Raw genomic sequence first — 21,566 nt, 5'->3', positions numbered from 1 at the left:
CCAGCGCCTCCCGGCCGTCGTCCCCGCCGCCGCCCCGGCCGTCGCGCGGGCTCGGCAGCCAGGCGGGGTCCACCGGCTGGTCACGGCGCAGCCGCAGCGCGTCCACGGCCAGGTTGCGGGTGATCGTCAGCAGCCAGCTCGCGACCCTGCCGCGCCCGGGATCGTAGCGGGCGGCGTGGCGCCAGGCCCGGACGAAGGCGTCCTGCGCCACCTCCTCGGCCAGCCCCGGGTCACCCACCACGCTGAGCGCCAGGCCGTACACCCTCGCCTGGTAGCGCCGTACGAACGCGACCGTCGCCTCGGCCTCGCCGGCGGCGATGGCGGCCATGAGCGACTCATCCGAGAGAGACCACACCGTCCATCACACGCGCGACCCGGCCCCCACTTCAACAAACCGCGCATTTCGGTCATTTGCGACGGGCGTCCGGGCCGGGCCGCTTCCCTCAACGGCGGGCCAGCTCCCGTGTGTGGCGGGCCTGCTTCCCTCTACGGCGGCCCGCTTCCGTTTATGGTGGGCCCGCTCCCGGCGGGGCGGCCCCGCTCAGGCGGTGAAGTCGGCGAAGTCGAACCCCGGCGAGACGACGCAACTCACCAGCACCTCCCGATCCCCGGCAGGACGCGCCGACTGCCACACCCCGCCCGGCACGACCGCCTGCGGCACCTGCCCCTCCTCCACCAGCGGGCCCAGCACCACGGTCGCGTCGCCGATCGTCAGCTCCAGCGGGCCGCCCCGATGCCACAGCCACACCTCGTCCGAGCGCACCCGGTGCGGCACCGACTCCTCGCCCGGCTGCAACAGGAAGTAGATGCCGGTCGCGCTGGCCCGCGTCCCGCCGTAGCCCTCCGGCCGGAACTCCACCCCCGACCGCCACGTCTCACGGAACCAGCCGCCCTCGGGATGCGGCAGCAGGTCGAGCGCCCGGGCGATCGGCGGGCGCGCCACGAACCCCACGGGCGCGCCGGTGACGTCACGCCGCAGGAACCGCTCACCGTCGAGCACCAGCTGCCCGTCCAGGCCGCTCTCCAGCGCCTCGGCCTCGTCGGCGACCTCGACGACCGGGCCATCGGGATAGATCTTCAATTCCACCCGCCCGATCTTACGTACCCCCGCTCTGCCGGCCGCCCGGGACCACCTCACCACCGGAGTGGATCACGTCCCCGACCGGGGCGGAAATGTCGGTGCGAGTGGCTAGTGTGCTTCAGGTGATCGAACGGTGGAGCCGTGATCAGGTGCTCGCCCTCGCCCCCGACGCGCCCTCCCGCAAGGCCGCCCAAGAGGTCGCGGCACCCGGCTCGTGGACGTCCCGCGGCGTGGCGGGCGACGTGCTGTTCGGGGCCTGCGAGGGCAGCGGCCCCACGCCCTACGAGGCGCGCGTCGACCTCGCCGAGCCCGCCTACCGCTGCACCTGCCCCAGCCGCAAGCTCCCCTGCAAGCACGTGCTCGGGCTCCTCCTCCTCTGGTCCGCCGGCCACGTCCCCACGACCCCCGCCCTCCCCTGCTGGGCAGCCGACCGACCAACCCACCACCCCGCACCCCCCACCACCCCACCGCACCCCCCGACCACCGCCCCCAAGGCCACGTCAGTTACGGTGGCTGGAGTTGGCCCCGCGTCTGGGCCTGCGCCCGATCCTGCGCCCGCGCCCGGGTCCACGTCCGCGCCCGCGTCCGGGCCTGCGTCTGGGCCCAAACCTGGGTTCGCGCCCGACCCCGCGGCCGACTCCGCGCCCGACCCCGCGCCCCCGCCCGACCCCGCGCCCGCGTCCGGGTCCGCGCCCGCGTCCGACCCCGCGCCCGCGTCCGGGCCCGAACCCGCGTCCGGGCCCGAACCTGGGCCCGCGTCCGGGTCTGCGCCCGATCCCGGGATCGCGCCCGGGGCCGGGACCGCGTCCAGAGCTGGCGCTGGGGCTGTGGCGGCGACTGCGTCCGGGGTCGTGCGGCAGGGGCGGGTGGCGGCCGGGATGGCCGAGCTGGAGCGGTGGCTCGCCGACCAGGTGCGGCAAGGGCTCGCCGGCGCCGGGGAGCACGACTGGGAGGGCGTGGCTAAGCGGCTTGTGGACGCCCAGGCCCCCGGAGCCGCCGGGGCCGTCTCCCGGCTGGCGCGCGTCAGGGCCATGGACGACTGGCCGGGGCGTCTCCTGGAGGAGTACGCCCTGCTCCACCTGCTGGCCGTCGCCTACCGCCGCCGCGCCGAGCTGCCGCCCGACCTGGCCGAGACGGTGATGATGCGCACCGGCTTCCCCGTCACCCGCGAGACGGTCCTGACCAGGCCGCCCGTCCGCGACCTGTGGGACGTGCTCGGCCTGCGCGACGAGACGCAGGACCGGCTCACCGCACGCCGCGTCTGGCTGCGCGGCCGCGAGACGGGCAGGGCCGCCCTCGTGCTGTCGTTCGCGCCGCCGGGCCGCCCGCTGGACGACTCCCTGGTCACCGGTTCCACGATCGACGCCGACCTGGCCTTCTACCCGGGCGCCGCCCCCTTGCGCGCCCTGGTCGCCACCCACCACCCGGACGCCGCGGCCCCGGCCGAGCGGGTGCCGCCCGGGCTGACGCCGGACGAGGCGATGGGCGAGGTGGCCGCCGCCCTGGCCGCCGACCCGTGGACCGACTCCTGGCCCCTGGTGCTGGCCGGCGTGATGCCGGACGCGCCCTCGGCAGGCCCGTTCTCGGCAGGCACGTCCGCTGCGGGCGCGGCCTCGGTGGGCGGCTTCCCGCTGCGGCGGGTCACCCGCGCCTGGTGGCGGCTGCTCGCCGTCTCCGGTGGCCGGCCGGTGACCGTGGCCGCCGAATGGACCCCGTACGGGCTCAACCTGCTCACCACCTGGGACGACGACGGAATGGCGGTGATCCTGTGACCTCGCCGGCAGATCGGGTGCACTGGGACGCCCTGACCTCCACCGCCCTCGTCGGCACCGACCGCCGGCCGTACCAGGGCGACCTCCTGGCCGACGCGGCCGTCGAGACAGCCCGCCGCCGCGCCGGCCGCCGCCCCACCCCCGAACCTCACACCCCGGAAACCTCCACCCCCGTACGGCCCACCCCCGAAGCCCCCACCCCCGAAGCCCCCACCTCCGAAGCCCCCACCTCCGGAACCCTCACCCCCGAAACCCTCACCCCCGAAACCCTCACCCCCGGACGGTCCGTTCCCGAAGCCCCCGCTGCCGGACGGCCCGCCCCCGCCTCCGCCCCTGTACGGCCTGTCACCGAGGAGGAGGGACAGTCCCTCATCGGACGGGCGGCGGACGAGGGCGAGGCGGCCGGCGGGCAGCCCGTCCCTGAGGAGCAGGGCGTCGTCGGACGGCCAGCCCCGGAGAAGGGGCAGCCGGTCCCTATGCAGCAGGCCGCTATCGGACGGCCAGCCCCCGAGGAGGAGCAGGCCGTCGTCGGGCGGTCGGCGGCGGGGCGGTTGGTGCGGATCATGGGAGGTGAGCAGCGCAGGCTGCTGGGCGAATGGCTGGAGGCGGCGGCCGCCACCGGCCGCCGGGTGCCGCCTGCGGTGCTGCCCGAGCTGCTGGAGCACGGCCTGTCCGACCGGTCGATCCGCGCGCACATCGGCAGGCTCGCCGGCCGGCGCGGCAGGTGGCTGGCGGAGCGGGCCGAGCGGTGGGCGTACCTGCTGGAGGAGCCCACCGGCGAGACGTGGGAGCTCGGCAGCGCCGCCGACCGGCTCGCCTACCTGCGGCGGCTGCGGGCCGCCGAGCCCGGCGAGGCGCGGCGGCTGCTGGAGAGCACGTGGGAGCGCGAGACGCCGGACGACCGGGCGGCGTTCATGGCGGTGATGGCCACCGGGCTGTCGATGGACGACGAGCCGTTCCTGGAGGCGGCGCTCGACGACCGCAGGCGCGAGGTGCGCCAGGAGGCGGCCAACCTGCTCACCCGGCTGCCCGGCTCGCGGCTGGCCGGGCGGATGGCCGAACGGGCCCGCCGCTGCCTGACCGTCGGCCCCGCCGTCATCCACGTCGAGGCGCCCGAGGCGTGCGACAAGGCGATGGAGCGCGACGGCGTACGCGCCAAGCCGCCGCGCGGCATCGGCGAGCGGGCGTGGTGGCTGCAACAGGTGATCGCCCGGGCGCCGCTGTCGACGTGGGAGCTGCCGCCGCACCGGATGCTGCGCAAGCGCATGCCCGAATGGCACGACGAGGTGCGGGCCGCCTGGGTGCGCGCCGCGGTGCTGCAGCGGGACCCGGAGTGGGCGCGGGCGATGTTCGCCTGGGACCCGATCGCCGACCTGCTCGAGGCGCTGCCGCCGGACGAGCAGCAGGAGCTGGCGGCCGGGTTCGTCAACGACCATGACCCCGACGGCCAGCTGATCATGGTGCTGGGCGGCGTCGCGCCGTGCTGGCGGGAGCGGCTCGCCACCGCCGTCCTCCGCAAGATCGTCAGGGTGGCCGCCACCCAGCCGTGGAACCTCGGCGAGCTGGTCAGGCTCGCCGGCGAACGCATCGACCCCGCGCTCGCCGCCCTGGCCGAAGGGTTCTCGCCGGTGCCGCCCGTCCAGGAGGTCGCCGCCCTCCTGCGTTTCCGAGCCGACATGCTGAGGGAGCTCTCCCCATGACCGTCCTGCGCCCGCACGCCGAAGATCAGTACGCCGACGAGCTGGCCCTGCTCGCCAAGGAGGACGACCGGCCCCGTCCGCCCGGCTGGAAGCTGTCGCCGTGGGCCGTCACCGCGTACATCCTCGGTGACGGCGACCGCGTCACGCCCAAGTACGTGGGCGCCCGGCGGATCGTCGAGGTCGCCGTCGCCACCCTCGCCACCGACCGGGCGCTGCTGCTGCTCGGCGTGCCCGGCACCGCCAAGACCTGGCTGTCGGAGCACCTGGCCGCCGCCATCAGCGGCGACTCCACCCTGCTCGTCCAGGGCACCGCAGGCACCGCCGAGGAGGCCATCCGCTACGGCTGGAACTACGCCCGGCTGCTGGCCGAAGGCCCGTCCCTCGACGCCCTCACCCCGTCGCCCGTGATGCGCGCGATGGCCGAGGGGCGGCTCGCCCGCGTCGAGGAGCTCACCCGCATGCCGTCCGACGTGCAGGACGCGCTGATCACCGTGCTGTCGGAGAAGACGCTGCCGATCCCCGAGCTCAACCGCGAGGTCCAGGCCGAACGCGGCTTCAACGTGATCGCCACCGCCAACGACCGCGACCGCGGCGTCAACGAGCTGTCCAGCGCGCTGCGCCGCCGCTTCAACACCGTCGTGCTGCCGGTCCCCGCCACCGCCGAGGAGGAGGTCGACATCGTCACCCGCCGCGTCGCCCAGCTCGGGCGGTCGCTGGAGCTGCCAGAGACCGGCGCCGGGCCCGCCGAGATCCGCCGCGTCGTCACCGTCTTCCGCGAGCTGCGCGCCGGGGTCACCGAGGACGGGCGCACCAAGCTCAAGTCGCCCAGCGGCACGCTCTCCACCGCCGAGGCCATCTCCGTCCTGACCAGCGGCATCGCCCTGGCGGCCCACTTCGGCGACGGCGTCCTGCGTCCCGCCGACGTGGCCGCCGGCCTCGTCGGCGCCGTGGTGCAGGAGCCGGTGTCGGACCGAGTGGTGTGGCGCGAATACCTGGAGACGGTGGTCCGCGAACGCTCCGACTGGCGCGACTTCTACCGCGCCTGCCGTGAGGTGTCATGACGCCGACTCCACACCTTCCCCGAGACCCGTTCCCCGCCCCACGGGTGGCCCGAGGGCTGGCCGACCTGGGACCGGCGCGGCTCCACGAGACGGCGCACCTTCCAAGGGGGACGCGACCCCGAGGGCCGGGGAGCCCGCCGAGGGACCCGCAACCTCTGGGGGCGACACGCCTGCCCAGCCCGGCGTGCCTTCCGAGAGATCCGCGCTCTCCTGCGGCGGCGGGCCTTCCGGAGGCCGCGTGCCTCGCGTGGGTGGGGTGTCTTGCGGGGGTGGGGCGCTCACTGACGGTGGTTGATCTTGCGCAGGTGGCGTGGCTTTCGGCGGGGTCGCGGCCTCCTGGGACGGCGGGCTTTCCGGAGGTCGGGTGCCTTGCGGGGGTGGGGCGCTCGCCGACGGTGGCTGGCCTTGCGGGGGTGGCGTGCTCGGGGAGGGGGTTGCGGGCTTCGGCGGTGGGACGGTGTGGCGAGAAGTTGCCGGGGGGTTGGGTCTCGGGGGCGGTTCGGTGTGGGGGAGGTGGGGGAGCGATGGGGGTGACGGTTCTCGGGGTGCGGCATCACGGGCCGGGGTCGGCGCGGGCGGTGCGGGCCGAGCTGGAGCGGCTGCGGCCCGGCGTCGTTCTGATCGAGGGGCCGCCGGAGGCCGACGGGCTCGTCGGGCTGGCGCCCGAGCTGGAGCCGCCGGTCGCGCTGCTGGCGCACGTGCCGGGCAGGCCCGACGCGGCGGCGTTCTGGCCGTTCGCGTCGTTCTCGCCGGAGTGGCAGGCCATGCTGTACGCCGCCGAGGCGGGCGTCCCCGTACGCTTCTGCGACCTTCCGGCGGCCTGCAGCCTGGCGGCGGACGAGGACGAGCGGCCCCGGGAGACCGATCCCATCGGCGCGCTCGCGGAGGCCGCCGGGTACGACGATCCGGAGCGGTGGTGGGAGGACGTCGTCGAGCACCGGGGCGACACGCCGTTCGAGGTGATCGCCGAGGCCATGGCGGCCGTCCGGGAGGGGTACGTGCCTGCCGGGCGGGAGGCCAGACGCGAGGCGTACATGCGCAGGACGCTGCGCGCGGCCGTCAAGGAGGGGCACGAGCGGATCGCCGTCGTGTGCGGCGCCTGGCACGTGCCCGCGCTGACCGGGCCGCTGCCGCCGGTCAAGGACGACGACGCGGTCCTGCGCGGGATGCCGAGGGTGAAGGCCGCGCTGACGTGGGTGCCGTGGACGTACGGGCGGCTGGCCTGGTGGAGCGGCTACGGGGCGGGGATCAGCTCGCCCGGCTGGTACGACCATCTGTTCACGGTGCCGGACCGGCCGGTGGAGCGGTGGCTGGCGGGTGCGGCGGCGGTGCTGCGCGAGGAGGGGCTGGCGGTGTCGCCCGCGCACGTGATCGAGGCCGTACGGCTCGCGGAGGGGCTGGCGGCGTTGCGCGGCAGGCCGCTGGCCGGGCTCGGCGAGGTCACCGAGGCGGTCAGGGCGGTGCTGTGCGAGGGTGACGAGCTGGCGGTGGAGCTGGTGCAGCGGCGGATGGTCGTCGGCGACCGGCTGGGCCGGGTCACCGACGGGACGCCGATGGTGCCGCTGCAGCGTGACCTGCGCGACCAGCAGCGGGTGACGAGGCTGCGGCCGGAGGCGGCGGACCGGCGGCTCGACCTCGACCTGCGCAAGGCGCTCGACCTGGCGCGCAGCCGCCTGCTGCATCGGCTGCGGCTGCTCGGCGTGGGCTGGGGGGAGCCGGTGGAGGCGCGGGGGAAGGGGACGTTCCGGGAGTCGTGGGCGTTGCGGTGGCGGCCGGAGTTCGACCTGGCGCTCATCGAGCGGGCGGCCCTGGGCACGACCGTGGCAGCCGCCGCCTCGCGCCACGCCCGCGACCAGGCCACCACCCCCGTCCCCGCCCCAGCCCCCGGGCGCGGGCGAACCAGGCCCGCTCCAGCTCCCGGGGCTTTCCCCGCTCCCGCTCCTGGGCTTGGGGGAAGAGGAGGGCCCGCCCCCGGGCCCGGGGGGAGCGGCGGCGGGACTGCCCCCGGGCCCGGGGGGAGGGGCGGTGGGCCCGCCCCCGCTCCCGGGTCCGCAGCCCGGGGGAGGGCTGGGGGCGTTGGGGGTGGGTTGTCGCTGGCGGGGTTGACCGGGTTGGTCGAGCAGTGCCTGCTGGCCGATCTGCCGGAGGCGCTGCCCGAGGTGCTGGGGGCGTTGTCGGCCAGGGCCGCGGTCGACACCGACGTGACGCACCTGATGGCGGCGCTGCCCGCGATGGCGCGTGCACACCGTTACGGGGACGTGCGGGGGACGCCGGCGGAGGGGCTGGCGGTGATCGTGCGTTCGATGCTGGACCGGATCTGCGTCGGCCTGCCCGTCTCGGTGGCCGCGCTGGACGACGGGGCCGCCGCTGCCCTGCTGGAGCATGTCGACGCCGTTCACGCCGCCGTGGCCCTGCTGGAGGAGGACGGCGACGGACAGGGGGAGGGGCCGCGGGGGCGGTGGCTGGCGACGTTGCGCGGCATCTGTGACCGGCCGGAGCTGCACGGCCTGGTGGAGGGCCGGTTGACCAGGATTCTGCTGGACGCGGGGGAGCTCGGCGACGCCGGTGACCGGATGTCGCGGGCCATGTCGCGGGGCGGGCCGCCGGCGCGGGCGGCGGCGTGGGTCGAGGGGTTCCTGGCGGGCGGCGGGCTGTTGCTGGTGCACGATCCGCGCCTGCTGGGGCTGGTCGACGCGTGGCTGTCGGGGCTCGGCGATCAGCAGTTCGTGGAGGTGCTGCCGCTGCTCAGGCGGACGTTCGCCGGCTTCGCCGTACCGGAGAGGCGGGCGATCGGGGAGCGGGTGCGGTCGGCGGGGGCGCCGGGCGGGCCGGAGGGGGAGCGGGAGCTGGACGCGGAGCGGGCGGCGGCGGCCGCCACGACGGTGCTGGCGATTCTCGGGAGGCGGCATGGATGACGAGCGGCTGCGCAGGTGGCGGCTGGTGCTGGGCGGCGGGGAGGCCGACGGGACCGGTCACCGGCTCGGGGGCGCCGACCTGGGCATGGACGGCGCGCTGGCGGCCGTCTACGAAGGGCGGGAGGGGCGCGGCGGCGGGCTGGGGGCGTCGGCGCCGAGGGTGGCGCGGTGGCTGGGCGACATCAGGACGTACTTCCCGGCGCCGGTCGTCCAGGTGATGCAGCGTGACGCGATCGAGCGGCTCGACCTGACGCGGCTGCTGCTGGAGCCGGAGATGCTGGAGGCGGTCGAGCCGGACGTGCATCTGGTGGGCACGCTGATCGCGCTCAACCGGGTGATGCCCGACCGGGCGCGGGAGTCGGCGCGGGCGGTGGTGCGGTCGGTGGTGGCGGAGCTCGAACGCCGGCTCGCGCAGAAGACCAGGGCGGCCGTGACGGGCGCGCTCGACCGGGCGGCCCGGACGCGCAGGCCGAAGCGGGTGGCCGACATCAACTGGAACCGGACGATCCACTCCAATCTCGGCAACTATCTGCCGGAGAAGGGCACGCTGGTGCCGGAGCGGCTCGTCGGGCACGCGCGCCGGCAGCGGGCGGTCGGGCGGGAGGTGGTGCTCTGCGTCGACCAGAGCGGGTCGATGGCCTCGTCGGTGGTGTACGCGAGCGTGTTCGGGGCGGTGCTGGCCTCGATGCGTTCGCTGAAGACGTCGCTGGTGGTGTTCGACACGGCGGTGGCGGATCTGACCGACCGGCTGCACGATCCGGTGGAGCTGCTGTTCGGGACCCAGCTGGGCGGCGGCACCGACGTCAACCGGGCGGTCGCCTACTGCCAGGGGCTGCTGACCCGGCCGGCGGAGTCGCTGTTCATCCTGATCAGCGACCTGTACGAGGGCGGGGTCAGGGAGGAGATGCTGCGCCGCGTCAACGCGATGACGCGGGCGGGCGTCCAGGTGGTGGTGCTGCTGGCGCTGTCGGACGAGGGCGCGCCCTCCTACGACCGGGAGAACGCGGCGGCGCTCGCGGCGATGGGGGTGCCCGCGTTCGCCTGCACGCCGGACGCCTTCCCCGGCCTGATGGCGGCCGCGATCGAGCGGCGTGATCTCGGCCGGTGGGCCGAGATCAACCTGAGCGCCCCCGGGGGCGGGGCCGGGCCCTGAGGGGCAGCCCGAGCGTCGGCGCGCCGGTCGGCGATGACGGCAGGGCCGCCCTAGGGCGAACGGCCTACGCCCTGCGCCCGATGTGCTGATCAGGGGGTTCGCTATAGCTTCCGATCATGACTCTTACCGTTGAATCGCCTCCCGTGAGCGTGGTCTCGGCCCGCTACCGGGCCGTCAGCGTCGGGCTGGTCGCGCTGGTGATGCTGGTGGCGTTCGAGGCGATGGCGGTGGCCACGGCCATGCCCGTGGTCGCCCGCGAGCTGGGCGGCATGCACCTGTACAACCTGGCCTTCAGCGCCACCCTGGCCGCCAGCGTGATCGCCACCGTGCTCGGCGGCCGGTGGAGTGACGTGCGGGGGCCGATGCAGCCCATCGCGACCGGCGTCGTCGGCTTCGTGGCCGGGCTGCTCGTCGCCGGTTTCGCGCCGACCATGGAGGTGCTGGTCGCCGGCCGGTTCGTGCAGGGGCTGGGCGCCGGGCTGATCCAGGTCGCGTTGTACGTGCTGGTGGCCCGGGTCTATCCCGGGGAGATGCATCCCAAGGTGTTCGCCCTGTTCTCGGCCGCGTGGGTGGTGCCGTCGATGGTCGGCCCCGCGATCGCCGGGCTCGTGGTGGAGAACACCGACTGGCGGTGGATCTTCTGGGGCGTCACGCTCATCGTGATCCCCGCGGCGCTGCTGCTGTGGCGCGGCGCGGGCGGCAAGGCGGGCGGTCAGGCGGGCGGTGACGGCGCCGCCGGGCCCGCCCCCGGCCTGGGCGGCAAGCTCGTCTGGGCGACGGTGACGGCCGCGGCCGCCGCCCTCATCCAGTACGGCAGCGCGCTCCAGCTCAGTGGCGTCCCGCTGCTCGCCGCCGGTGTGGTCCTGCTGGCCGTCGCCCTGCCCCGGCTGCTCCCGGCCGGGGCGCTGCGGGCCGCCCGCGGGCTGCCGACCGCGCCCGTGCTGCGCGGCCTGGCCTACGGCGCGCTCATGGCGGCCGAGGTGCTGATCCCGCTCATGCTCATCAACGAGCGCGGCCTGACGCCCACCGGCGCCGGGATCGTCCTCACGATCGGCGCGCTCGGCTGGTCCACCGGCTCGTGGATCAAGGGCCGCGGCACGATCAGCAACCTGACCGCGCTGCGCGGCGGCGCGCTCATGGTGGCCGCCGGCATCACGCTCGTGTCGTTCGTGCTCGTGGACGCGGTCCCCATCGCCCTGGCGTACGTGGCCATGGCCGTCGCCGGGCTCGGCATCGGCGCCCTGCACCCGACGGTGTCCGTGATGGTGCTGGAGATGTCCAGGACCGGCGAGGAAGGCCAGAACAGCGCGGCGCTCGGCGTCGGCGAGTCGGTGTTCACCGTCGTCGCCGTCGCGGTCACCGGCGCCCTGTTCACCGCGGCCGGAGAGGCGTACCTTGTCGGACTGGGCTTCACCGTCGCGCTCGCCCTCCTGGCCGCGATCCTGGCCCCGCGTTTTGCCCAGCCTGCCGGGGCGGGCACACTGGAGGGGACCGCGTCATAAAGGGGGGTACATGCCGCGAGTGCGCGAGCTTGAGGTGTTCCGTGTGGTCCTGCCGTTCGGCAGGCGCACGGAGAGCCTCCTGGTGAAGCTCACGGATCACGGCGGCATGATCGGCTGGGGTGAGGCCGTGAGTCCCGCCCCGAAAGCCTGGTCCCGCCTGGAGGAGACGCTCGGCGCCGAGCTCGTGGGCGTCGACTGGGAGCATCCCGACAGCGTCCCCGGCGACGATCCGGCCGTGGACCTGGCCTGCTGGGACCTGTGGACCCGGATGCGGGGCGTGCCGCTGGCCGACGCCATCGGCGGCACCCGCACCTCGCTGATGGCCACGGTCCGGCTCACGCCCGACGCCTCCCTGGAGAGCCTGGTCACCCGGGTCAACCAGCAGGTGTGCGCGGGCTACGGGCACGTCACGCTCGACGTGCGGCCCGGCTGGGACGTCGAGCCCGTGCGCGCCGTGCGCGCCGCCTATCCGGCGCTCACGCTGGCCGTCGACTGCGCCGGCTCCTACACCGACGACGCCCAGCTCGTGGCGCTCGACTCGTACGGGATCGAGGTCATCGAGCGGCCGTTCGCGGCCACCGACGTCTTCGCCCACGCCGCGCTCCAGGACCAGGTGACCGCCTCGGTGGCGGTCGAGCTGCGCACCACCGCCGACCTGGACGACTACCTGACGGTCCGGGCCGCCAAGGTGCTGCTGCTGCGGCCCTCGGCGTTCCCGTCGCTGAGCGAGGCACGCCGCGCCCACGACCGCGCGTCGGCGGCCGGCTGGGACATCCAGTGCACCGGAGGCGAGGGCGCCGGTCCGTCGCGCGCCGCCACGGTCGCCGTCGCCGCCCTGCCCGGCTGCACGCTGCCGTGCGACGTGACGCAGCCGCCGCGCAACAACCAGATCGTCGAGCCGATCGTCGGCGCCAACGCCGGCGTGATCGCGGTCCCGTTCACCCAGCCGGGCCTCGGCCACGCGGTCGACGAGACCCGGGTGCGCCGCCTGGCCAAGGACTACTTCCACGCCTGACCGCTGCCGGGGTCAGCCTGACAGGGCGGCGTCCAGCAGGAGGGCGCCCGCGCCGAGCAGGGCGGCGTCGCGGCCGGCGCGGGCGGGGGCGATCTCCAGGTCGCGGGTGGCCAGCGGCAGGCACCGCTCGTAGACCGTGGCGCGGATCGAGGTGACCAGCGGTTCGGCGGCCGAGAGGCTGCCGCCGACGGCGACCACGTCGGGGTTGAAGAAGTTCACCAGGGCGGTCAGCACCTCGCCGATGCGCCGCCCGGCGCCGCGCACCAGGCTGGTGGCCTCCGGGACGGCGTCGTTGACCAGCGCCACGATGTCGGCGGTGCGCCCCACCTCGATCCCGGCGGCGGCCAGCGCCCCGGCCAGGGCGGCGCCGCTGGCGTGCACCTCCAGGCAGTCGGCGTGCCCGCAGGCGCACACGACGGTGGCGGCCGAGCGGACGGGGACGTGGCTGATGTCGCCGGCCGCGCCCCGGCCCCGGTGCAGGCGGCCGTTGACGATCATGCCGCAGCCGATGCCGGTCCCGGCCTTGAGCACCATCAGGTTCTCGCTGCCCGGCCAGGAGCGGGCCTCGCCGACGGCCATGAGGTTGGCGTCGTTCTCCACCAGGATCGGCAGGTCGTAGCGGGCGGCCAGGCTCTCGGCGACGGGGTAGTCGTTCCAGCCGGGCATGCGGGAGGGGTTGACGACGCGGCTGGTGGCGGGGTCGACGGGGCCGGGGATGCCGGTGCCGACGCCGCGCAGCGGCACGGTGGCGGGCACGTGCGCGGCGAGCAGGTCGTCGAAGGCGTCGGCCAGCCAGCCGAGCGTGTGCTCGGGGCCCTTGGCGATCTCGCAGGGCCGTTCCTCGACGACGAACGGCACGCCGCTCAGGTCGAGCAGGCCGAGCCGGGCGTGGTGGGCGCCGAGGTCGGCGACGGCGAGCACGCCCGCGCCGGGGGACAGGCGCAGCCGCCGGGGCCGCCGCCCGCCGCGTGAGGGGCCGGAGCCCTCCTCGGCGAGCAGTCCCGCCTCGATCAGCTCCTCCACCCGCAGCGACACGCTGGAGGCGGCCAGCCCTGATAACCGGGCCAGGTCGGCGCGCGACTCGGCCTCGCCGAAGGCGACGAGCCTCAGCAGGTCGCCCTGCGCCCCGTGTACGGGCAGCCGCTGATCCATGAGCAGATGAATATCACGTGTCGCATAAGTTCGACAATCGCTTGACTTGCTCCGAAAAAGACCACTAGCGTCCGCGTTGTCTTCGATATCGAACGAAGATAGGAAGTGAGTTGGACATGAAGAGGATGGTCGCCGCGCTCGCCGTGGCCGTGTTAGGACTCGCCGCCTGCGGAGAGGCGAGCAGCCCCGCGGTGCCGGGGGCGTCGAAGAAGGCCGACGTGCTGGCCGGCGCGCCCGTGGCCGCCGCGGCCGACATCCTGCCCGGCTCCACGATGGAGAAGATCAAGAAGCGCGGCGAGCTCATCGTCGGCGGATCGCTGGACGCGCCGCTGCTCTCGCAGCAGAACCCGGTCACCGGCGAGATCGAGGGCTTCGACGCGGACCTGGGCAAGGCGCTGGCCACGTACATCATCGGCGAGCCCAAGGTGAAGATCGTCAACTCGGCGTCGGAGACCCGGGAGGCGCTGCTCGCCAACGGCACCGTGGACGTCGTCTTCCAGACGTACACGATCACGCCGGAGCGGGCCGAGCAGGTCTCCTTCGCCGGGCCGTACTACACCTCGGGCCTGACCATCGCGGTGAAGAAGGGCACCACCGGCATCACCAAGCCGGAGGACCTGAACGGCAAGAAGGTGCTGGCGGGCGCCAACACCCCGGCCATCCCCGCGATCAAGAAGCTGGCCCCGCAGGCCGAGATCATCACGTTCGGCAGCGACCCCGAGTGCATGCAGGCGCTCAAGCAGGACCGCGGCGTCGCCTACGTGCAGGACGAGACCCTGCTGGTGGCCAACGCGCAGAAGGACCCGTCGATCGAGATCGTCACCAAGCCGTTCACCGCGGACCCGTACGGGATCGGGCTCAAGCACGGGGACGAGGACTTCAAGAAGTTCCTCAACGCGTGGCTGAAGAAGAGCCAGGACGCCGGGGTCTGGCAGCGGATCTGGAAGAACTCCATCGGCACCGTCGTCACCGGCGACGCGCCCGCGCCGCCGCAGATCGGCTCCGTGCCGGGGTCCTGATGTCCGTCCTGTTCGATCACCTGCCCGAGCTGTGGCGGGGCCTGATCGTGACGTTGCAGCTCACCGCCGCGTCCTTCGCGGGCGCGGCGGTGCTCGCCGTGCTCGTCACCGCGCTGCGGGTGAGCCCGGCACGCGTGCTGCGCGCGATCGGCACCGCGTACGTGGAGGCGTTCCAGAACTTGCCGCTGCTGGTGCTGCTCGTGCTGGCGGTGTTCGGCCTGCCCGAGATCGGCATCCAGGCCGGCCTGCTGACCACGGCCATCGTCGTCATCGCCGTGTACGAGGCCGCCTACCTCGCCGAGGCGCTGCGCTCCGGCGTGAACGCCGTGTCCAAGGGGCAGGGCGAGGCGGCGCGGGCGATCGGGCTGACGTTCTCCCAGTCGCTGCGGCACGTCATCCTGCCGCAGGCGCTCCGCACGGTCGTGCAGCCGATCGGCAACATCTTCATCGCCACCGCGATGAACACCTCGCTGGCCGCCGCCGTGGGCGTGGTCGACCTGACCGCCGCGGCCAACCGGGTCAACCTGACCGAGGCCCAGCCCATCCCGATCTTCGTCGGCGCGGGGCTCGCCTACGCGCTGATCGCCGCCTGCGCCGGATTCGTCACCGGGCGGCTCGAACGCAGGCTGGTGATCCTCCGATGAGCAGCACCGCGCTCTTCGACGAGCCCGGTCCCCGGGCCCGCCGCCGCATCCGCGTCGCCACCGTCCTCGGCGCCCTCGCCGCGATCGCGCTCGCCGCCCTGGCCGTGCGGCAGTTCGCCGCCAACGGCCAGCTCGAGGCCGCCCGCTGGCAGCCGTACGCGACCTGGCCCATGTGGCGCTACCTGCTCGACGGGCTGTGGTCCACGGCGCTGGCCGCCGTCGTCACCGCCGCGCTCGCCATGGCGGCCGGGATCATGCTCGCGCTCGGCCGGCTGTCGCACCGGCGCTGGGTGCGGCTGCCCGCCGCCGCCTACGTCGAGGTGGTCAGGACGATCCCGGCGCTGCTGCTGGTGTACGTGGTGCTGTTCGCGCTGCCCCGGTACGGGCTGGACCTGCCGCTGTTCTGGAAGCTGGTCGTGCCGCTGGCGGTGTCGAACGCGGCGGCCTTCGCCGAGATCTTCCGCGCCGGCATCCTGTCGGTCGAACGCGGCCAGACCGAGGCGGGCCTGGCCGTCGGCCTCACCCGCTTCCAGACGATGCGCCTGGTCGTGCTGCCGCAGGCCGCGCGGCGCGTGCTGCCGTCCATCGTGAGCCAGTCGGTCGGCCTGCTCAAGGACACCTCCCTGGGCTTCGTCGTCAGCTACGCCGAGCTGCTCTACAGCGGCAAGGTGCTGGCCGCGTACAACGGGCTGCTGATCCAGACGTACCTGGTCGTCGCCCTCATCTACCTGCTGGTCAACCTGTCGCTGTCCAAGCTGGCCCGCACGCTGGAGGCCCGCCAGCGGCTCGCCGTACCGAAGAGGAGACTCGCCCGTGCCTGAACTCGCCGTCCTCGCCGAGGTCGTACGCTCCGGCTTCACCGAGAGCGTCCACTACGGCGGCGCCGTCGGGCTGGACCCGTCGGGCCGCGCCGAGGTGGCGCTCGGCCCGGTGGAGGCGCCGGTGCTGCCGCGCTCGTCCGCCAAGCCGTTCCAGGCGCTGGCCTGCCTGACCGCCGGGGCGGCGCTGGCCGGGCCGAGCCTGGCGATCGCGGCCGGCAGCCACACCGGCGAGGACTTCCACGTCCGGCTCGTCGGCGAGCTGCTCGCCGCGTACGGGCTCGGCTTCGGCGCGCTGGCCTGCCCGGCGTCCTGGCCCGAGGACGAGGCCACGCTGCACGCGCTCGTCCGGGCGGGCGCCACGCCGTCACGCGAGCGGATGAACTGCTCCGGCAAGCACGCCGCCATGCTGGCCGCCTGCGTCGCCAACGGCTGGGACACCGCCTCCTACCTGGCGCCCGGCCACCCGCTCCAGCAGGCGGTCCGCGCGGTCACCGAGGAGCTGTCGGGGGAGAAGGCCGCGCACGTCGCCGTGGACGGCTGCGGCGCGCCGCTGTTCGGGCTGTCGCTGACCGGGCTCGCCCGCGCCGTGCAGGCGCTGGTGCGCGCCGCGCCCGGCAGCGCCCCGCGCCAGGTCGCCGACGCGATGCGCGAGCATCCCGAGTACGTCGGCGGCACCGGCCACCAGAACACCGAGCTCATGCGCGCCCTGCCCGGCGCGCTGGTCAAGGGCGGCGCGGAGGGCGTGCTGGTCGTGGCGCTCGGCTCCGGTCACGCGGCGGCGGTCAAGGTCATCGACGGCAGCCCGCGCGCCACCACCGTCATCGCCCTGGACGTGCTGCGCCGGATGGGCTGCGACGTGACGGGCGCCGCCGCGTTCGAGAGCGTGGACGTGCTCGGCGGCGGCGTGCCGGTGGGGCGGATCGTCACACCTTCCCGCACCCGTCCGTGAGCGCCCTGGCCGGGTCCTCGTCCTGCTGAGCCCGGGCGGCGCCGCGCTTCTTCGTCCTGGTGGGGGAGGGCGTCGCCGAGGCCACGACCGGGGCGGCGCCGCTCGACTCGCGGATCTCCTTGCGCGTCAGGGCGCGGATTTTGTCCCAGTCGGGGTTGCCGGTGTGGATCAGCGGCGGCACGAACTGGATGCTCGTCACCTCGGCCTGCTGCACCTTCATCGCCAGCGGCACCAGGTGCGTGAGCATGTCACGCGGGATGTCGGTCTGGATCAGCTCCTTGGTCGCCGCCGCGACCTGGTTGAACCGGCTCAGCACGGTCGCCGGGTCGGCCTGGTCGAGCAGCGCGCCCAGCACGCAGCGCTGGCGGCGCATCCGCGTGTAGTCGTCGCTGTTGGTGCGCGAGCGGGCGTACCACATCGCGTCGGCGCCCTTCAGCCTGCGTGTGCCCGCCTTGACCAGGCCCTCGTTGTAGCGGCCGAACACCACGTCCTGCTCGACGGTGAGCGTGACGCCGCCGATCGCGTCGATCAGCCGGGCGAACCCCCACATGTTGACCAGCGCGTACCAGTCGACCTCCAGCCCGAGCGTGTAGCCGATGGTCTCCATCAGCACCCGCGCGCCCTGGTGCTTCCTGCCGCCGAAGATCTCCGGGTGCGCGTCGGAGTACTCCCACACGCTGTTGAGCAGGTCGCTGCGGCCGCCGCCGGGATCGGCGGGCAGCCGGAAGCCGTCGGGGAAGCGCTCGGCCATCGGCGTGCCGGGCTTGAACCGCACGTCCTCCAGGTTGCGCGGCAGGCTGATCAGCACCGTGTTGCCGGTGGCCACGTCGACGCTGGCCAGGTTCATGCTGTCGGTGCGCACGCCCGGCCGGTGGTCGTCGGCGTCGCCGCCCAGCAGCAGGATGTTGACCCGCTCCCGGCCCGCCCACGGGTCCTCGGGGCGCACCGGCTCGCCCTGCGCCCGGGGGTCGGAGGTGGGGTTCTTGAAGATGCTGTTGATCAGGTCGCGGGAGGTCCAGGCGTACTGCGCGGTCGCGCCGAACGGCACGATCACCGCCACGGCCAGCAGGCCGGCGACGGTGCCGGTGACGATCTGCTCGCTCTGGCGCAGCGTGCCCGGCCGCAGCACCACGAACGAGTGCACCATCATCGCGAACCACGCGACGCCCAGCACCGCGGAGCCGGCCGCGGCCACGGTGATCGAGGCGTCGTCGACGAGCGTGCCCGCCAGCCCGGCCAGGCCGCCGGAGGTCAGCACCACCCACAGCAGGGCCAGCAGCAGCGCCGCGTAGCAGCTGAGCAGCACCAGGCCCGTCCTGCGCCACCCCGCGCGCAGGTGCGCGGCGCCCGGGGCCAGCGCGGCCAGCGCCAGCCACCCGAGAACCTTGACGGCACCCACCCGAATCCTTCCCTGGACCACACCATCCCCGCTTCCCCGACGGCCTCGCCGTAGGCCGAATCGAGGCGGCAGCCTACGGACAAAATACGAAATCTGCGTTTATGAATGAGTGAACTTCTACGACCGAATAAGATTCGGTCCATGGCGTTCTCTGAGATCGAGTACGAGGTGGCGGACCGGATCGCGACAGTCACATTGAATCGCCCCGAACGCCTCAACGCTTTCACCTTGACCATGCGCGGTGAGTTGATCGAGGCGTTCGACCGCGCCGACGCCGACGACGAGGTGCGCGCCGTCGTCGTCACCGGCGCCGGCCGCGCCTTCTGCGCAGGGGCCGACCTCGGCTCGGGCGGCGGCACGTTCGGCCGCGTCAAGGACACGCCGGAGCTCGTCGACGGCCACCCGCGCGACGGCGGCGGCACCGTCGCGCTGCGGATCGCGAGCTCGCTCAAGCCCGTCATCGCCGCCATCAACGGCCCCGCCGTCGGCGTCGGCGTCACGATGACCCTCCCCATGGACGTGCGCCTCGCCTCCACGGCCGCGCGGTTCGGCTTCGTCTTCGCCCGCCGCGGCATCGTGCCCGAGGCCGCCTCCAGCTGGTTCCTGCCCAGGATCGCCGGCATCGCCCAGGCCATGGAGTGGGCCGCCACCGGCCGCGTCTTCGACGCCGACGAGGCGCTGCGCGGCCGGCTCGTCTCCCGCGTCCTCGCCCCCGGCGACCTGCTGCCCGCCGCCCACGCCCTCGCCCGCGAGATCGCCGACCACACCTCCGCCGTCTCCGTCGCCGCCGTCCGCCGCCTGATGTGGTCCGGCCTGTCGGCCGCCTCCCCGTGGGAGGCGCACGCCGCCGACTCCCGCCTGATGGCCGAGCTCGGCCCGTCGGCCGACGCCGTCGAGGGCGTCACCGCGTTCCTGGAGAAACGGCCCGCCGAGTTCCCCATGAAGGTCAGCCGCGACCTGCCCCCGGGCCTGCCCTCCTGGCCCGGCGATCTCTAGGCTGTCTGCCATGTACGAGACCACCGTCCTGCAGCTGCCGCCCGACTACGAGGGCGAGGTCGTCGCGACGCTGCTGTGCCGGCGCGCCGAGTCCTCCCGCAGGGCGGTCCTCTACGTGCACGGCTTCACCGACTACTTCTTCCAGGACCACCTGGCCGACCACTACGTCACCCGCGGCGTCGACTTCTACGCCCTCGACCTGCGCAAGTACGGCAGGTCGCTGCTGCCGCACCAGACCAGGGGGCTCATCAGGAGCGTCACCGAATACTTCCCCGAGCTCGACGAGGCCGTCCGGATCATCCGGCAGGACCACGACGAGCTCACGATCAACGCCCACTCCACCGGCGGCCTCATCGTCCCCCTGTGGGCCGACCGCGTCCGGGGCCGCGGCCTCGTGCAGGGCCTCGTGCTCAACAGCCCGTTCTTCGACCTCAACGTCCCGGCCCCCGTCCGGCTGGCCGCCGACCTGCTCAAGACCCCGCTGTCCTACGTCACCCGGCCGCTGCCGCTCGGCTCCAGCAGCGTCTACGGCCACTCCCTGCACCGCGACCACCACGGCGAATGGGACTACGACCTGGACCTCAAACCGCTCGGCGGCTTCCACGTGCACGCCACCTGGCTCGCCGCCATCCGGCGCGCCCAGCGGCGGCTGCACGCCGGCCTGGGGATCGACGTGCCCGTCCTCGTCCTGGCCGCCGCCTCAGGACTGCGCGTACGGGACTTCGTGCCGGAGGCGCAGTCGGCCGACGTGGTCCTCGACCCCCGGCAGATCGCCCGCTGGTCCACCGCGCTCGGCCCGCACGTCACCTGCGTCCGCTTCGACGGCGGCATCCACGACCTGGTGCTGTCGGCCGAGCCCGTACGCAAGCAGGTCTTCGCCGAGATCGACCGCTGGATGACCGCCTACGTCCACCAGGGGGACGATCACCAGGGCGACGCTCACCAAGGGAACGAGAACAGGCCGTAGTAGGCGGCGGCGACCAGCAGCAGGCCGGTGCCGCCCAGCACGCCCGCGATCGCCACGTGCTGCCAGCGGCTCGGCCGCATGCCCTCGCGCAGCCCCGACACCACCGCCGCCACGGCCGTGACCTCCTGGACGAGCATGAGCACGGCCAGCACCCGCACCACCAGCCAGCCGGCCAGCACCGCCGGCCACGCCCCGGCCTGGTTGATCGAGAACAGCACCAGCAGCATGATGAACGCCGCCACCGACACCAGCAGCCCGACCCCGGTCCACACCATCCTGGCCAGCCTGCGCCGGATCGGCGGCCACAGCCGGGCGTTCACCTCCGGCGTGTGGTGACGGCCGCGCAGCCGCACCACCATCGCCGCGACCGGCCCGGCCACGTACCCGACGGCCGCCAGGCAGATCGTCAGCCCCAGCATGGTGCCGCCCGCGTACCAGGGAGCCGCCGGCACGTCGCTCGCCTCGAACCGCTGCACCGGCGTCGCGCCCGCCACGTGCACCGCCGGGACGGCCGTGCCCGGCAGGCCGAGGATCCAGTTGGCCATCGTCTCCAGGTAGCCGGCGGTGAACTCGCCGCCGTTGATCCGCATGGCGTGGTCGCCCCGGTCCATGAAGCGGATCGTGTACTGCTCGTTGCCCGCCGCCTTCATGGCCCGCATGAGCGCGTTGGTGGACTCCACGAACGGGATCGACGGGTCCGTGGTGCCGTAGAAGGCCAGCACCGGCTGGGTGATGCCGTTGAGCGCGGGCTGGGCGTCGTAGCGCAGGAAGTCGAAGCCGACCACGCCCATCGCCCGGGTCAGCAGGTCGCGCACGCCGATCGGCGCGCGCAGCCGCAGCAGCTGCTCGTTGAGCGCCCAGGCGACCTGCCGGAGGGGGGAGACGTTCGGCGACGACACCAGGATCACGAACCCGACGCTGTCGCTCTTGGCGGCGGCGATCGGCACCACCCAGCCGCCCTCGCTGACGCCCCAGATGCCGATCCGCGCCGGATCGACGTCGGGGCGGGTCTTCAGATACTCCACCATGCGCAATACGTCGTCGGCCAGCAGCCCGAAGTCGCGGTCACGGAAGTTGTAGCCGACCGAGCGCTTGTCGAACGCCAGCGTCACCACGCCCGCCATCGACAGGAACTCCGCCTGCGGCTCGAACTCCGTCCGCGACCCGTTGCCCGACCCCGACACGAACACCAGCGCCGGATAACGCCCCGGCGTCAGCGGCGCCCGTACGGTGCCCTCCAGCGTCTGCCCCTCCGCCGGGACCGCGATCTGCTCCTCGCCGTAGAGCGAGGACGCGTTCACGTGGCGCAGCTCCCCCTGGGGTTGCGGCGGCAGCGCCTGTAAAGCGGCATCGACCTTGAGCGGCGGCGGGTCGAACGCGGGAGGCAACACGTAACCCACCGACGCGAGAGCCACCAGTA

At 74.2% G+C, this 21,566-nt stretch carries 17 protein-coding genes and 2 pseudogenes; 14 read left to right on the top strand and 5 right to left on the bottom strand.

From position 1 onward, the window contains the following. Positions 1 to 94: 94 nt before the first annotated feature. Both ACWDXC_RS09720 and ACWDXC_RS09715 read right to left on the bottom strand, forming a co-directional pair. A pseudogene (locus ACWDXC_RS09720) lies at positions 95 to 328 on the bottom strand (sigma factor); the annotation flags it as partial. A 213-nt stretch (positions 329 to 541) separates the two neighbouring features. Further along, positions 542 to 1,087, bottom strand: a complete 546-nt coding sequence (locus ACWDXC_RS09715) for a cupin domain-containing protein (RefSeq protein WP_449980072.1) — start codon at positions 1,085 to 1,087, stop codon at positions 542 to 544. Positions 1,088 to 1,173: 86 nt separating this feature from the next. Between ACWDXC_RS09715 and ACWDXC_RS09710 the strand changes: the two are divergent. From ACWDXC_RS09710 to ACWDXC_RS09675, 8 genes and pseudogenes are all read left to right on the top strand, one after another. Continuing rightward, positions 1,174 to 1,443 (top strand): annotated as a pseudogene (locus tag ACWDXC_RS09710) (SWIM zinc finger family protein); the annotation flags it as partial. 465 nt (positions 1,444 to 1,908) lie between these two features. Then, on the top strand, positions 1,909 to 2,853 hold the full coding sequence (locus ACWDXC_RS09705) for an SWIM zinc finger family protein (RefSeq protein ID WP_449981003.1): 945 nt from the start codon (positions 1,909 to 1,911) through the stop codon (positions 2,851 to 2,853). Continuing rightward, positions 2,850 to 4,553, top strand: coding sequence for a DUF5691 domain-containing protein (locus ACWDXC_RS09700; protein ID WP_449980070.1), 1,704 nt, complete (start codon positions 2,850 to 2,852; stop codon positions 4,551 to 4,553). The genes ACWDXC_RS09705 and ACWDXC_RS09700 overlap by 4 nt, the downstream gene beginning before the upstream one ends. Continuing rightward, positions 4,550 to 5,614, top strand: a complete 1,065-nt coding sequence (locus tag ACWDXC_RS09695) for an ATP-binding protein (RefSeq protein WP_219517345.1) — start codon at positions 4,550 to 4,552, stop codon at positions 5,612 to 5,614. Before ACWDXC_RS09700 ends, ACWDXC_RS09695 begins: the two co-directional genes overlap by 4 nt. Positions 5,615 to 6,138: 524 nt before the next feature. Beyond that, positions 6,139 to 8,529 (top strand): DUF5682 family protein, encoded by a 2,391-nt coding sequence (locus ACWDXC_RS09690; protein WP_449980067.1) that lies wholly within the window; start codon positions 6,139 to 6,141, stop codon positions 8,527 to 8,529. Then, positions 8,522 to 9,682: a VWA domain-containing protein gene (locus ACWDXC_RS09685; protein ID WP_449980065.1), complete on the top strand. Its 1,161-nt coding sequence runs from the start codon at positions 8,522 to 8,524 to the stop codon at positions 9,680 to 9,682. Before ACWDXC_RS09690 ends, ACWDXC_RS09685 begins: the two co-directional genes overlap by 8 nt. Before the next feature lie 143 nt (positions 9,683 to 9,825). Next, positions 9,826 to 11,184 carry an MFS transporter gene (locus tag ACWDXC_RS09680; protein ID WP_449980062.1) on the top strand — a complete coding sequence of 453 codons (1,359 nt, stop codon included), beginning with the start codon at positions 9,826 to 9,828 and terminating at the stop codon, positions 11,182 to 11,184. Positions 11,185 to 11,194: 10 nt separating this feature from the next. Then, positions 11,195 to 12,199: an enolase C-terminal domain-like protein gene (locus ACWDXC_RS09675; RefSeq protein WP_219517349.1), complete on the top strand. Its 1,005-nt coding sequence runs from the start codon at positions 11,195 to 11,197 to the stop codon at positions 12,197 to 12,199. Positions 12,200 to 12,211: 12 nt separating this feature from the next. Here ACWDXC_RS09675 and ACWDXC_RS09670 read toward each other — a convergent pair whose 3' ends face one another. Beyond that, positions 12,212 to 13,351 carry an ROK family transcriptional regulator gene (locus ACWDXC_RS09670; RefSeq protein ID WP_449980058.1) on the bottom strand — a complete coding sequence of 380 codons (1,140 nt, stop codon included), beginning with the start codon at positions 13,349 to 13,351 and terminating at the stop codon, positions 12,212 to 12,214. Positions 13,352 to 13,467: 116 nt separating this feature from the next. On the opposite strand from ACWDXC_RS09670, the gene ACWDXC_RS09665 reads away from it, so the two are divergent. Genes ACWDXC_RS09665 through ACWDXC_RS09650 form a run of 4 tightly spaced genes read left to right on the top strand, consistent with a single transcriptional unit; the run spans position 13,468 to position 16,784 of the window. Continuing rightward, positions 13,468 to 14,370 (top strand): glutamate ABC transporter substrate-binding protein, encoded by a 903-nt coding sequence (locus tag ACWDXC_RS09665; protein ID WP_449980056.1) that lies wholly within the window; start codon positions 13,468 to 13,470, stop codon positions 14,368 to 14,370. Next, positions 14,370 to 15,014, top strand: a complete 645-nt coding sequence (locus ACWDXC_RS09660; protein WP_449980054.1) for an amino acid ABC transporter permease — start codon at positions 14,370 to 14,372, stop codon at positions 15,012 to 15,014. The genes ACWDXC_RS09665 and ACWDXC_RS09660 overlap by 1 nt, the downstream gene beginning before the upstream one ends. Then, positions 15,011 to 15,835 carry an amino acid ABC transporter permease gene (locus tag ACWDXC_RS09655; RefSeq protein ID WP_219517358.1) on the top strand — a complete coding sequence of 275 codons (825 nt, stop codon included), beginning with the start codon at positions 15,011 to 15,013 and terminating at the stop codon, positions 15,833 to 15,835. The genes ACWDXC_RS09660 and ACWDXC_RS09655 overlap by 4 nt, the downstream gene beginning before the upstream one ends. Continuing rightward, positions 15,828 to 16,784, top strand: coding sequence for an asparaginase (locus ACWDXC_RS09650; RefSeq protein WP_449980052.1), 957 nt, complete (start codon positions 15,828 to 15,830; stop codon positions 16,782 to 16,784). Before ACWDXC_RS09655 ends, ACWDXC_RS09650 begins: the two co-directional genes overlap by 8 nt. Here ACWDXC_RS09650 and ACWDXC_RS09645 read toward each other — a convergent pair. Further along, complete coding sequence (locus ACWDXC_RS09645; protein WP_449980049.1) at positions 16,759 to 18,183, bottom strand: LCP family protein; 1,425 nt, start codon at positions 18,181 to 18,183, stop codon at positions 16,759 to 16,761. The two genes, ACWDXC_RS09650 and ACWDXC_RS09645, sit on opposite strands and share 26 nt — an antisense overlap. A gap of 141 nt (positions 18,184 to 18,324) precedes the next feature. Here ACWDXC_RS09645 and ACWDXC_RS09640 point away from each other — a divergent pair, with 141 nt between their 5' ends. Together ACWDXC_RS09640 and ACWDXC_RS09635 are read left to right on the top strand one after the other, a co-directional pair. Continuing rightward, complete coding sequence (locus ACWDXC_RS09640) at positions 18,325 to 19,179, top strand: crotonase/enoyl-CoA hydratase family protein (RefSeq protein ID WP_449980046.1); 855 nt, start codon at positions 18,325 to 18,327, stop codon at positions 19,177 to 19,179. A gap of 10 nt (positions 19,180 to 19,189) precedes the next feature. Then, a complete protein-coding gene (locus tag ACWDXC_RS09635; RefSeq protein WP_449980044.1) occupies positions 19,190 to 20,146 on the top strand; it encodes an alpha/beta hydrolase in 957 nt (318 codons plus the stop codon). Here ACWDXC_RS09635 and ACWDXC_RS09630 read toward each other — a convergent pair. Beyond that, entirely contained in the window at positions 20,119 to 21,561 is a 1,443-nt protein-coding gene (locus tag ACWDXC_RS09630; RefSeq protein WP_449980041.1) for an alpha/beta hydrolase family protein, read from the bottom strand. The genes ACWDXC_RS09635 and ACWDXC_RS09630 overlap by 28 nt on opposite strands. Positions 21,562 to 21,566: the final 5 nt, after the last annotated feature.

This window comes from Nonomuraea sp. NPDC003214, assembly GCF_053590035.1.
The sequence above is the reverse complement of the archived record's forward strand: the minus strand, read 5'-3'. Positions and strand labels throughout refer to the sequence as shown.

Bases quoted from the DNA above. Each gene is read 5' to 3' on its own strand.
- ACWDXC_RS09675 (WP_219517349.1), top strand. From the start codon at position 11,195: ATGCCGCGAGTGCGCGAGCTTGAGGTGTTCCGTGTGGTCCTGCCGTTC.
- ACWDXC_RS09670 (WP_449980058.1), bottom strand. From the start codon at position 13,351: ATGGATCAGCGGCTGCCCGTACACGGGGCGCAGGGCGACCTGCTGAGG.
- ACWDXC_RS09685 (WP_449980065.1), top strand. From the start codon at position 8,522: ATGGATGACGAGCGGCTGCGCAGGTGGCGGCTGGTGCTGGGCGGCGGG.
- ACWDXC_RS09655 (WP_219517358.1), top strand. From the start codon at position 15,011: ATGAGCAGCACCGCGCTCTTCGACGAGCCCGGTCCCCGGGCCCGCCGC.
- ACWDXC_RS09635 (WP_449980044.1), top strand. From the start codon at position 19,190: ATGTACGAGACCACCGTCCTGCAGCTGCCGCCCGACTACGAGGGCGAG.
- ACWDXC_RS09690 (WP_449980067.1), top strand. From the start codon at position 6,139: ATGGGGGTGACGGTTCTCGGGGTGCGGCATCACGGGCCGGGGTCGGCG.
- ACWDXC_RS09695 (WP_219517345.1), top strand. From the start codon at position 4,550: ATGACCGTCCTGCGCCCGCACGCCGAAGATCAGTACGCCGACGAGCTG.
- ACWDXC_RS09660 (WP_449980054.1), top strand. From the start codon at position 14,370: ATGTCCGTCCTGTTCGATCACCTGCCCGAGCTGTGGCGGGGCCTGATC.
- ACWDXC_RS09640 (WP_449980046.1), top strand. From the start codon at position 18,325: ATGGCGTTCTCTGAGATCGAGTACGAGGTGGCGGACCGGATCGCGACA.
- ACWDXC_RS09665 (WP_449980056.1), top strand. From the start codon at position 13,468: ATGAAGAGGATGGTCGCCGCGCTCGCCGTGGCCGTGTTAGGACTCGCC.